This is a genomic window from Allolucifera butyrica, from assembly GCF_900476375.1.
Classification (GTDB): Bacteria; Bacillota; Negativicutes; order Sporomusales; family UPPP01; genus Lucifera; species Lucifera butyrica.
The window spans coordinates 57481-69849 of record NZ_UPPP01000127.1; the positions used below are offsets into that span (position 1 = coordinate 57481).

The 12369-nt window shown below is 42.0% G+C and carries 12 protein-coding genes; 9 read left to right on the forward strand and 3 right to left on the reverse strand.

From position 1 onward, the window contains the following. Positions 1-115 precede the first annotated feature (115 nt). Positions 116-1084, forward strand: coding sequence for a peptidoglycan recognition protein family protein (locus LUCIF_RS26650; RefSeq protein ID WP_207858387.1), 969 nt, complete (start codon positions 116-118; stop codon positions 1082-1084). A 51-nt stretch (positions 1085-1135) separates the two neighbouring features. On the opposite strand, the gene LUCIF_RS23840 is transcribed toward LUCIF_RS26650, so the two are convergent. Next, positions 1136-1594 carry a VOC family protein gene (locus LUCIF_RS23840; protein ID WP_122630309.1) on the reverse strand — a complete coding sequence of 153 codons (459 nt, stop codon included), beginning with the start codon at positions 1592-1594 and terminating at the stop codon, positions 1136-1138. A gap of 255 nt (positions 1595-1849) precedes the next feature. Between LUCIF_RS23840 and LUCIF_RS23845 the strand changes: the two genes are divergently transcribed. From LUCIF_RS23845 to LUCIF_RS23875, 7 genes are all read left to right on the forward strand, one after another. After that, a complete protein-coding gene (locus LUCIF_RS23845) occupies positions 1850-2491 on the forward strand; it encodes a GntR family transcriptional regulator (protein WP_122630310.1) in 642 nt (213 codons plus the stop codon). 188 nt (positions 2492-2679) lie between these two features. Beyond that, on the forward strand, positions 2680-3357 hold the full coding sequence (locus tag LUCIF_RS23850) for an RraA family protein (protein ID WP_122630311.1): 678 nt from the start codon (positions 2680-2682) through the stop codon (positions 3355-3357). A 21-nt stretch (positions 3358-3378) separates the two neighbouring features. After that, positions 3379-4272 carry a DUF6282 family protein gene (locus LUCIF_RS23855; RefSeq protein ID WP_122630312.1) on the forward strand — a complete coding sequence of 298 codons (894 nt, stop codon included), beginning with the start codon at positions 3379-3381 and terminating at the stop codon, positions 4270-4272. A gap of 23 nt (positions 4273-4295) precedes the next feature. Next, complete coding sequence (locus tag LUCIF_RS23860; protein WP_207858388.1) at positions 4296-5027, forward strand: PIG-L deacetylase family protein; 732 nt, start codon at positions 4296-4298, stop codon at positions 5025-5027. 115 nt (positions 5028-5142) lie between these two features. Beyond that, positions 5143-6510, forward strand: coding sequence for an S-layer homology domain-containing protein (locus LUCIF_RS23865; RefSeq protein ID WP_122630313.1), 1368 nt, complete (start codon positions 5143-5145; stop codon positions 6508-6510). Between the two features lie 159 nt (positions 6511-6669). Further along, positions 6670-8148 carry an MFS transporter gene (locus LUCIF_RS23870; protein WP_243638788.1) on the forward strand — a complete coding sequence of 493 codons (1479 nt, stop codon included), beginning with the start codon at positions 6670-6672 and terminating at the stop codon, positions 8146-8148. Positions 8149-8215: 67 nt separating this feature from the next. Continuing rightward, complete coding sequence (locus tag LUCIF_RS23875) at positions 8216-10240, forward strand: methyl-accepting chemotaxis protein (RefSeq protein WP_207858389.1); 2025 nt, start codon at positions 8216-8218, stop codon at positions 10238-10240. 407 nt (positions 10241-10647) lie between these two features. Here LUCIF_RS23875 and LUCIF_RS23885 read toward each other — a convergent pair whose 3' ends face one another. After that, positions 10648-11346: an expansin EXLX1 family cellulose-binding protein gene (locus LUCIF_RS23885; protein WP_122630409.1), complete on the reverse strand. Its 699-nt coding sequence runs from the start codon at positions 11344-11346 to the stop codon at positions 10648-10650. A 118-nt stretch (positions 11347-11464) separates the two neighbouring features. Here LUCIF_RS23885 and LUCIF_RS23890 point away from each other — a divergent pair, with 118 nt between their 5' ends. Further along, positions 11465-11770 (forward strand): AMP-binding protein, encoded by a 306-nt coding sequence (locus tag LUCIF_RS23890; protein WP_370745725.1) that lies wholly within the window; start codon positions 11465-11467, stop codon positions 11768-11770. A 29-nt stretch (positions 11771-11799) separates the two neighbouring features. Here the strand turns inward: LUCIF_RS23890 and LUCIF_RS23895 are convergent, their stop codons facing one another. Next, positions 11800-12288: a hypothetical protein gene (locus tag LUCIF_RS23895; protein WP_122630317.1), complete on the reverse strand. Its 489-nt coding sequence runs from the start codon at positions 12286-12288 to the stop codon at positions 11800-11802. Between the last annotated feature and the right edge of the window lie 81 nt (positions 12289-12369).

Here is a 12369-nt window from a genome sequence, read left to right on the forward strand (position 1 = left end):
AGAACCGTCACTGCGTTCTTTATTCCGATTGCCATGATTTGCCAATTGGACAAGAAAGGAGATTGATAGCCAGTATCGAACTTACAAAATGAAATAAAATAAAAAGTCGGTGGCAATGGATAGTATGAACAGGAGAGAATTTTTACAAAGCACCCTAGGAGCTTGTTCGGCAATTTGGCTTGGACAAAATTTACTGAGTGCATATAGTGCTGCGGCCGGCGAAGAATTGACTAAGCTGCTCAAAATCTACAGCGGTTTTAAAAATCCGGCCGGTTCTAGTCAAAACTATTTCTGGTTAGAATTGATGATTTCTAGTGATTGTGAGATTGTTCAAAGCCAAACATCCTGCGAATTTGTGTTTTTGCTAAAGAACTGCCGTCCTGTTGATTTAACCGGACAAATAAACTATACCAATCCTTATATTAAACGGGTTGAAGTGAAAGCTGCCAATCAACAAGATTCTTCTATACGGCTTGTTTTTAAGAACCCAAACGCAGTGCCGGAAATGAGGTACGCGCTGATTCCGTCTCTGCTTCATCCGGGAAGGTACTGGCTGCGGATTGATGTGGGAAGTTTTAGCGGGCCTACCGCAATGAAAGAAAAAAATTTGGGAATTCAGGAGACCAACTTGGCGTTTGGCCCTCTTGAAACCCGGGCTTCAACTAGTTTAATTGTGATTCATCATGTTGGAATGGGCGATGTCGATATATCGGCGGCGGAAATTCATCGCATGCACCTGGCGAATGGGTGGTCAGGTATTGGCTATCATTATGTAATTCATAAAAATGGTATGATTGAGCGGGGACGGCCGAGAGATACGGTAGGCGCCCATACTTACAAATATAATGAATCTTCTATTGGCATTGTGCTGGATGGTAATTTTGAAGACTCCATGCCTACGGCGGTGCAGGTTGAAAGAGCAGCTATGCTGGTGGCAGCTTTAAGCCATATTTATAATATCCGCCCGGATAATACCAGCCTGCTTGGACATCGTGATTTAAACGCAACGCTTTGCCCGGGCATAAACCTATATGTACAATTACCCCAGTTGCGGGAAAAAGCACGCGCTTATTTGCAACAATAAGTTTTTCCTAACAAGCTTCTGCCTCAAAATAACAGTTTGGCAGGAGTTTTGTTATTTTGCCCAATTCTGTAGTTCGATAATGTTCCCTTCCGGATCACGGGTGTAAACCACCGTCAGTATTCCCAGCGTTCCGTAATCCTGAATTACTAATTCTCCCAGTTGCTCTCCACCATTAGTGACTAATTTTTCTAATACATCTTTGACAGAATCAACGTGGAAAGCTAAATGTCCCAGACCTTGACGGTTGATTATTGGTTTGTTGCCAGTCAGATTATTTGGTTCATACCCAAAGATTTCCAACGTAGGCCCATTTTCATATCCTGGTAAACTAAGATGAATTCCTTTAATGTTAACATTATTTATCTTAGTTAGTTTATCAAGCCACTCTCCCTTAAGATTCCTTTCAGGATAAACCGGCGTGCATTGAAAAACATCGATATAAAAATTGGCTAACCTCTTCCAGTCTTTCGCGATGATATTGGTATGAACATATTTTATGCTGTTTTCCATAATCATACATCTCCTTGTAAGTCATTTCCTTTTGAATATTAGTTAATGCCGTGACTTTTCCTTTTTGCCTGAGTGGAACCCGTCAAGATTATTTTGCAAAATCAACCAGCTTTTAGCAAACAATTCGCTCATGGGGGCGGATCACCGGCTTGATAAATCGCATTGACATGCAACTTCTATCAGTGTATATTTTTAGCAGGTGGCAATATTGTTCAACAATTGTCGCCTGCTAATACGTTGATAGGAGTATCATTTATGAGCAGACAAACCGATATGGCATACCAATATATCAAAGAAAAAATATTGTCAGGTATATTCAAACCTTCTCAGAAGTTGACGGAAGTTCAACTTACTGAAATGATTGGAGTTAGTCGCAATACAATTAAAAAAGCGCTGCTAAAATTGGAGCAGGAGAATCTTATCGTTGTAGAAGATAACAAAGGAGCAACAATTAAGGCATTTACACTGGAGGAGATTGTTAATTATTTGGAAATCCGGGAAGTTTTAGAAGGATTGATTGCCAGGAGTGCGGCTTGCAATATTAGCAATAATGATTTGGATAAAATGAAAGATGTGCTGGAGCAAATGAAGGGGTTCCTCATTAACAACGAATTTGATAAATACTCCGCAAAAAATAAAGAATTTCACGGTATCATGTATAACTCAGCTCCCAATAAGCAAGCAGTAGAAATCATTAATATGATTCGCACGCAGCTTATTCGTTATCAGTTCCGTACGATACTGCTTCCGGGCAGAATCGAAATGTCTCTTAAAGAGCATTTCGACATTTATGAAGCTTTGCGCCAGCATGACGAAAAAAAAGCAGAGGAAGTTGTGAAAATCCATATTTCCTCTGTAAGAGAAGTAATAGAGCGTAATTATTACTATCTTTCTTGACCGGAAAAAATATTAGATTTTAAGTTGTGAATGGATAAAAAATACTTCTGAGAAAACTCGGAAGTATTTTTTATGCTATTCTGAAAAATCTTATTGACTCAAATTGTAAAAAGGAGTACATTATTATCATACAATATTGTTCAACAATATTGTATGATAATAATCGGGAGCAGGAAGGGGTTATAATAATGTCCAATGTTGGGTTTCGAATTGTTACAGCCATTAAACGGCCAAAAAAGGAATTAATCGAAAAGTTTCGCGGTATACCAGTTGCAAATATCGGGGATGTGATGAACCGGAATTATTGTTTGGATGCAAGAATTAGACCAATCAACAGCATTCTTTTGCTTGGTACAGCCTTTACAGTAAAAACACGGCCTGGGGATAATTTGCTTTTGCATAAGGCTATTGATATGGCTGCTCCTGGCGATATTATCGTAGTTGATGGTCAAGGTGATTTAACTAACTCGCTGATCGGAGAATTAATGATAAGCTGGGCGCAGCAACGCGGGGTCAGCGGATTCATTATTGATGGCGCTATTCGCGATGTAACAGCCCTCAGGTCAATGAGTATACCAGTGTATACGGCTGGGATAACGCCAAAGGGACCATACAAGGATGGACCCGGTGAAATTAACGTTACGATCACATGCGGCGGAGTTGTTGTAAAACCCGGTGATATTCTGGTAGGGGATGCCGACAGTGTTATCGTTATCGATCCCAATGATGCTCCGGCTATCCTAAAAAGAGCGGAAGAAAAAGCGGCGCAGGAGACAGTTACGAAAGAAGCTATTAAGAATGGTACCTGGAATCGTTCTTGGGTTGACAAGGCTCTTAAAGAAAAAGGCTGCGAGTTCATCAATTAATGATAAAGCGGGGGAAGAACGATGAAAGTCGATATAAGAAATTTGTTGCAAGGTGCGTATGATTTACATGTTCACTCAGGTCCTGATGTTATGCCGCGTAAGCTGGATGATCTTGATTTAGCTGAGAGAGTGAAAAAGTTCGGGATGAAAGGGTATGCTATTAAATCTCATTATAATAGTACTGCTGCCAGGGCCAAGCTGATCAACAAACTATATCCTGATGTAAGTGCAGTCGGCACGATTAGTCTAAACAATGCTGTAGGCGGATTGAATTGGGCAGCCGTAGAAATGGCAGCCAGAGATGGAGCTAAGTTAGTATGGATGCCCACAGTAGATGCCGCTAATGAGCAGGAGCATTTTAAAATTCATAAACCGGAAAAAATGCCTTATTGGGCCGCTTTGCAGATGGAAATGATAGCACAAGGACGGACTCAGCCAAGCATCGGCATTTTAGACAATGGGCAATTGAAGTCCAGTGTTTTGGCTATTTTGGATGTCATAGCTCATTACAACCTTATTTTGGCTACAGGACATCTCGGCAAGCAGGAGGTTTTTGCTCTCGTAAAAGCAGCTAAGGAGCATAAGGTGCAAAAAATAATTGTTACTCATCCTGACTTTCCTTCGACTAGATTATCTAAAGGGGAACAAAAGGAATTAGCTGAATGGGGAGCTTACATGGAGCACTGTTTTACTACACCGCAGACAGGCAAGACTTCTTGGGAAGAGGTATATGCCGAAATCAGGTATGTGGGGGTTGAAAACTGTGTGATTTCTACAGACTTGGGACAGCCCCACGGACTGTATCCTGATGAGGGGCTGGAACTGTTCGCCGCCAATTTATTGGCCAATGGTTTTACCGATAAAGACGTAAAAAAGATGTTTGTCGAAAATCCTGCTCAATTGATTGAAGATTAGTAAACAATAACGGGGGAATCAATATGATTGATACAAATGTAAACTTGCTTGTTGTTAGTGCTCATGCGGCTGATTTTGTTTGGCGGTCGGGAGGAACAATGGCTAAATATATAAAAAATGGGGCTAACGTTTCTCTGGTGATTCTTAGTTATGGTGTCCGGGGTGAATCAAATGATTTGTGGAAGCAGGAAGGCCAGACTATGGAAAGTGTCAAAAAAGCAAGGCACGCCGAAGTTGAGCAAGCCTTAATGCAGCTTAATATCAAAAACGTAGAGTTTTGGGATCTTGAAGACTATAAGTTGGAATTCACTCGAGAACATATGGAACGCATGGTGAAGAAAATCAGAGAAGTAAGGCCGCATTACATTATTACCCATGGTCCGAAAGACGCATTTAATCCTGACCACGAAAATGTATCTAAATTCGTATGGGAAGCTAGTGTCTTATCTATATCAAATGGAGTAAAAATAGAGGGATATCCTACGGCTAAGCAAGCCCGTATTTTCGGATTTGAACCGCATCAGACCGAGATTTGCGATTTTAAGCCGGATGTAATTATTGACATTACCGAGACCTATCAGCAAAAAGAGGCAGCGATGCAGTGTTTTAAGGCGCAGAAACACTTGATTGCTTATTATGCAGACAGAGCCAAAATGAGAGGCAATCATGCCCGCAGATGCTCTGGAAATAGTGAATACAAATATGCGGAGTCCTTTAGCCGGTTTTATCCTTATGTTGGTGGGGAACTGGTGTAACTGCTTCCAACTGTGAAGCATTATCAGAGAACTTTCAGGTTCTGATTGTAAAAAGGTAATTCCTAATCACAGGATTGTTATGGTAATCTATATATTCTGAGTGGGGGAATTCGGTATGAAAAGAGTGACGCTTGTATTTTTGAGCTTGTTGTTGTTGTTCTGTTTTACCGTTAATGTTTATGCTGCAGGTATATATGCTGATGTTCCACCATCCCATTGGGCCTATCAAGCAGTAAAGCAATTAACCGAAGCTGGTATCATTACAGGAGTTAGTAAGGATACTTTTGCGGGGGACAAGCCGGTTAGCCGATATGAAATGGCGCAGATGGTCTTTAACGCGATGACAAGGTATGATAAAGCGAATGCTGACCAAAAGCTGCTTATTAATGCGTTGAAAGCAGAGTACAATGATATTTATAGTAAATTGCTGGAGCATGATAAACGTATAAGTAAACTTGAGAAAACGCAAGACAAAGTATCATTTTCCGGCGTGTTCAGTGCGAGATATAGGGATGTGGATTATCTTAAATCTGGTACGTCCAGCTCAGTTACCAACCAAATACGATTAAGGTTGAATGGTAAAATCAACGTTGATGCAGATTCTTATATTGGCTTTCGTTTTGTTACCAAAGCTCCTAATAAAAATAACCTTTTTAATGACTCGTGGACTAATGTTGGCGGTGATAACCATATGACTGCCAATGGTACCAATAATACTTACGACAATCAAATTGACAGATATTATTACACTGCCAAAGCAGGAAGTAATATGGCATTGTCCTTAGGTGAACAGGCATTAATAATTGATCCAATGAACATTATTGTAGATAGCACTTTCTTCAGTTATGGCGGCGGTAAAGCAAAATTTAATCTGGATCATTTAGGAAAGGATGCAGCACTTACAGTGCAGTATGGTAGTTTCTACAAGGGAGCAACACTTACCGGATTTACTGGCTGGGGCAACAAATCGGCTACCGCTTTTAATAATGTTGACATAGCTTCGGAAATTTTAAATGGTAAGATTAACGATATTAATTATACAGTAGGGCATGCTGATTTTAGAAATAATACGGCTGGTGTTGATTTACTAAACTATACGTTTGCCAATGTTGGTTTTCTTGTAGCTCCTAAGGTAGGGCTATCCTATGAATATGCCAACAATAGTGCAGATAGCCAGGGACGTTTTAATGCTGCAAAGATTGTATATGGAGATCAAGTATTAAAGAAAAAAGGGCAGTGGAATGTGTCATACCGATATATATCCGCTCAAAAAAATGCTATATTTAACCGGTACGCTATGCTGGAAGGAGCAGCAGGCTCCAATACCAATGATCCGGAAAATGTGACTGACGCCCAAATAACGTATGCCTTTTCACCAACAACAACGTTTTTCATACAAAGGATGACTGTTGATGATACAATAGCGTCTAATAATGCTAACGACAATGTGATTTGGAAAGCAGAATTAGACGTGAAATTTTAGAATGAAAAATAGTCTGGGTTAAAAGCCGCGCATAGTAGTCAAACTCAAAAGAGACCTCCTGAGCAAATGGACAAAAGAACAATATCCCAATAAAAGGAGGTCTCTAAACTTATAGTTCCTAGGTTATTTTTACTGCGATTATAAGCGACTTATCCATGAATGACTTTTGCTGGAAATGTTTATATTCAGTCTACCTATGCCAGCCGATGTGCGAATAATTTTAAAAATGGTAATTTTTGTGCAAAATTCTGGCAGATAATTGAAAGGGTGATTACTCGTATGCAACATTCTAATGCGGCTAACCGATTGGACCGATTACCGATTGCTTCCTTACATAAAAATATATTATTTGCTGTAGCAATAGCTTACTTTTTTGAATTTGCTGATCTCAATCGATTTGCCATCATAGTACCAAAATTAATGAATATTTGGGGTGTTTCAGTAAACACGGTAGCATATGTAACGTCTTTCTCTTTTTTGGCCATGGCTGTAGGTTCGGCAATTGGCGGCTGGCTTGCAGACTTTTATGGACGCAAGAAAGCCTTAACAATAACGGTTATGATGTTTACAATAATTTCAGTTTTGAGTGGTTTTGCCTGGGATATTTGGACTTTGGGACTTTGTCGTATAGTGGGGTCGGCGGGATTGGCCGCGATGACGGTCATTGCCGTAATATATGTTAACGAAATGTTTCCTGCGAAACTTCGCGGCAAGTATCAGGCATATGCTATGGTTATAGGCATCTGTGGCACACCGGTCACTAATTTGATTGCAAGCGCGGTAGTTCCTTTAGCTCCCTGGGCATGGAGATTGGTGTTCATCTGGGGTTTGTTGGGTTTTTTATATTTATTATTTAGCAGGCGCATATTTGAATCTCCTCGCTGGTATGAGAGTCGGGAGCAGTATGATAAGGCGGATGATATTTTATGTAGAATTGAGAATGAGGTTCGCCGCGAAAAGGGCGCTCTTCCGGTCCCTCCTTTAGCAGTACCTGAAGTTAAGATAGATAAGACACCAATTGCAGTTTTATTTCAACGAAAATATTTAGGTACCACTCTTTTGCTTACTGTCGTTTGGGTTACAGAAACGATAGGTTTTTTTGGATATTCAAGCTGGGCTCCGGCGCTTTTGGCAAAAGAAGGATTTAGTGCAGGAAAATCAATTTTCTATATTGCTTTAACTACGGTTGGAGCTCCTCTCGGTCCATATATTGCGTCAATGGTTACCGACAGGTTTGAACGTAAATGGTGCCTGGCTATTTTTGGTGCAATAATCGGAGCAAGTGGACTGCTGTATGGTTTAACATTTAATCCTATAATGATTGTTCTGTTTGGATTTATTGTGAATTTGTTTGAACGGGGCTATACCGCTTTAGGGTACGCCTATTCCCCCGAGTTGTACGATACAAAGGTGCGGTCAATTGGAACTGGTTTATCATACGGTGCGGGGCGTTTGTCAAACGCTTTAGGCCCAATAATTATAGCTTATCTTTATAGTACGCATGGCTACAGAAGTGTATTTTATTTTATCGCTGCTACCTGGTTTATCGGGGCATTGACTGTCGGCTTCTTCGGACCAAAAACTAAATGTTCCGAATCAAACAAACTGGAGATTTCCATGCAACCCGATTCAAATTAGGTTCTTACAAATTTGAACTACTTTTATTGCTGGTATTTTTGGAGCACAAGATACTGGGGGAATCTACTTGAAAAGTATTCGTACACGTCTTTTGGCCATTGTCCTGACGCTTATGGTGATTTCACTTGGATGTTTGGCCGGGTTTAGCTACTACTTTGCCAGGCAGGCACTTACGGCCAGTGTTGATGAAACTTCCGCGGCGATCGGTACTGATTATGCAAATCGAGTGCAAGCATCCGTTTATGAGATGGTCACATATTTGCAGGGCGTAATCAACAACCAGGCTATCCGCCCAAACAGTGAACGCCAGTTGCTAATTTCGGCCCTGGCTGAAGCTCGCGTCCGCGGTAAAAAATTTGACGCGGTCAACTTCGTTTATCCGGACGGAACTACCATCCGTTATGACGGCACGGTTATTAATCTGGCCGACCGCGATTATTTCCAGAAGGTAATTAAGGACAAACAGCCAGTGATTTCTGAGCCCATCATTGCGAAGGGAACCGGTAAGGCAAGCATAGTTATTGCGGTACCGATCGTAGAGAACGGTAAACTTATTGGCGTTCTTAATGGTACTGCCTCTCTGGCAAGCCTCAACGGTCTTGTCAAACAGATCAAATTTAAAGAGGATGGATATGGCGCTATCGTCGATGCTTCCGGTGTCGTCCTGGCCTATCCCCGGCCCGAGGTTGTAGGAAAATTAAATTTACGGGAAAAGAAAATCGATTCCGGCCTGAAGCTGGGAGCTGCTGAACTGGACGACCGTCTGATCGCACTGTTCAAATCTGTAAACGATACCAAGAAGCAGGTTCATGGCGTTCATACCTCTATCGACAACATATCCACATTAAGTGTATTGACGCCAATTAAACTGCCTGGCGGCCAACAATGGGTATTAATGGTTTCAGCTCCGGAAACAGAGGTTTTCCGTGAAGTAGGAACAATGACGAAATTTTTATTCACAGTGGCCTTGGCCGGCATATTCTTAGCCGGGCTATTTGTGGTATACATCAGTAAAAAATTTGCGCAGCCGATAATAAAACTTCGTGATGAAGTCTTAATATTGGCCAATGGCGATCTGCAACGGCGGGAATTGGACATTAATTCAAAGGATGAAATCGGACAATTGGCAGGAGCTTTTACGCAAATGGCCGATAAATTGCGCCATCTGGTTGCTAAAGTACAATTGAAAGCGGAAACCGTTGCAGCCTCAAGCGAAGAATTGACTGCGAGCGCGCAACAGTCTGCTGACGTCACGAATCAAGTCGCAGGGTCCATTACTCATATCGCTGAGGGGTCGGATCTGCAGACAAATGCCATAGATAGTATGGCGGCTATTGTGGAGCAAATGTCGGCTAACATTGAGCAAATCGCAGCGATAGGAAAGCAGATAACGGATATTGCTGCGGATACATCGGAGTCAACCTTTCAGGGGCAAAAGGCTATTGACAAGGCCAGAGAACATATGAGAAATATTGGCGAAGGGTCCGAAACGGTTCAAAAGGCGATTGGCAATTTAGCTCAGGGATCCCGCGAGATTGGAGAAATTGTTACACTGATTTCTGCCATAGCCGGGCAGACAAACCTTTTAGCTCTTAATGCCGCTATCGAAGCTGCCAGGGCTGGAGAAGCGGGCCGGGGCTTTGCGGTCGTTGCCGAGGAAGTACGAAAGCTGGCGGAAGAGTCTAACCAGGCCACTCAGAAAATTGCCGGTTTGATTCAAAAAAATGAGTCTGATATGAATCAGGCTATTGTCGTTACCCGTAATAGTACCAATGGTGTTAAGACTGGTATTGGAGTTGTTGAATCGGCGGGTGATACATTTAAAGCCATAGCGGATACTGTGGAAAACCTATCCGTACAGATTCAAGGCATAATCGAATCGATTGATCAAATTGTGGCAGGAAGCGAGAAGCTTGTATTTTCCGTACAAAATGTCGACAAAGCTGCCAAAGAAAATGATGCCGAGGCGCAAAGCGTTTCAGCGGCGATGGAAGAACAGTCCGCTTCTATGCAGGAAATTGCCTCATCAAGCCAATCCTTGGCGCATACAGCAGCCGATCTTCAGTCAGCCGTGGCAATTTTTAAAATATAGCTTTTTCCGTTTGACCTTACACGTTCTCAATGCAGCAGCCGCACTAATGGATATCGTCCAAAAAATTCAAATAACCGTCAACAGCCTAGAACCTGTTTAAAGGTTATGGCTGTTGTTTTTTTAGGTGTTATGTTATGTTCGGCCTGGGAAATTCCCTTGCCCTGATTTGCAGTAGTGAGAGAATAGCCGAAGTCGGATTTTATGTGACATTGGAACAGCCCGAGTCTGAATTACAAAGGCAGATGAGCCTTGGATGTTGCCCTTATTATTCCGGTTATTACAATTCTGTAACAATAAAGAAGCAGATATGTTACTGCATCCACTGGGAGAAACCTGTTTTTTTGAAAGAAATACCCGCCGAGGGCGGGTAATAGGTTTTATTTTATACAGCTCCACTTGACTAAAATTCAGTCGGGCAGTTGTATATTGCCTGGAATAATATAGGCTGACGAAACGCCATTGGCCGGAAGTGCCGGCAGTGTATCCGTGACAACCTTGCCGCGAATATCGGTGATTCTTACTTTAAGGGGACTTGTCCCCATATTGGTGCCGACAAAATGGTTCCATTGCATTTTCTCCATATTGATCCATTTTCCATTGCTGTAGTATTCCATTTTTAGCACCGGATATTTGTGATTTCGAACCTGGATGGCGGCCCACCACTGACTGCTGCCTTCCTTGATGCGGTAGGAGAAATTTCCCTTGACCGGTGCTTTTACCACATGCCACTGAACATTGATTTTTCCTGCGGACATGTCGCCAATTTTGGCAAAGGATGTAGGACAGAGGTCCAACGCTCCGGCGGCACCTTCGGGGTACAAATCGGTCACGTAAACAAGGGTGCTTCCTTTCGGACTTTTAACTTCCAGGTATGCGCCGGCTAAGGCTGCGTTTACGCCCAAACTGTTATAATCCGTGGGATTTAAAGCGGTAATTTGCATGGTAGAGGCAATGGGGTCCAAAAGAGCTGCCCCGCCGGAATAGCCGGAGCTGGTATAGGTTGCATAACCGGAATGCCAATCGTTCCAAGCAGCAAAGGCCTGCATGGAAAAAAACATTTGAACCCAAAGCAGCACTGTAATGACTATACTAATTTTTCTTTTCATATGGTTTTTGTTCATAAATACCTCTCTATTTGAATGAAATATTTTCCTCATATTCCTAAATTATACAGGAGATATATAACAAATCTATGACAGCTATCCGACGCCGCTGCACTACAAAATCATTCCGGAAATTATTTGCGACCGGAATATAACCTTGCTGCTGGGGCCCCCCACTTTTCTTCACGGCTACGCCAAAGTCGCCAACTATTATGATTTTTACAGTTTGCGGTTTGTGCTGGCCGGCGGTGAAAAGCTAAAGGAAGAGGTAAGGCAGATCTGGCAGGAGAAGTTTGGCATTCGCATTTTTGAAGGATATGGCACAACGGAGACGGCCCCAGTGCTTAGTCTTAATACGCCACTGTTCAACAAGGCCGGCACTGTCGGCCGGTTCCTGCCCGGAATTGAATGGCAACTGACCTTGTAAGACAAGAAAACTGTCACCGCGTATTTGAGCTAATGTTCCCAATAGTAGGCAAGCAGCCGTTTCAATTCATTGCCTTGCGGTGTATTGCTATCCGCAATAACTTTTAACATATCTGTATCATCTTTAGTTAAAATAATCGCCTGGGATGAATGTGATAATTTACGGTTTTTATCCAGTTTTCCTGTTTTATCCGGATGATAGGCAACAATTGCCTGCGTACCTTCCTGCGGAAGTGAAATAGCGGAAAAGTTTTGGATGATTGCAAGCTGAACAGGGGGTAAATTTTCCGGGTAAGCGGTGACCCAAACTTTATAAAAAAAGGGACTGTCATTTCCTCCCATTGGTTCCAGATTATCAACCTTTGCGAGAGCTACTACACCGGTCCGTATTAATTTTTCCTTCTTGCCGCTATTTCCCGTATCCCAGATATACAAGGAAATCAGGGAGAAAATAATGAATGCCAGTATCCCTAAAAGGACCTTGAACATTTCTAATGCTATATTCAGTAGAGAATCCATAATTACTCCTCCTTATAAGATAAGACGGGACGAATACTTATTAATTAGATTTAGTAACTAAGTTTCTATAGCCCAATATAT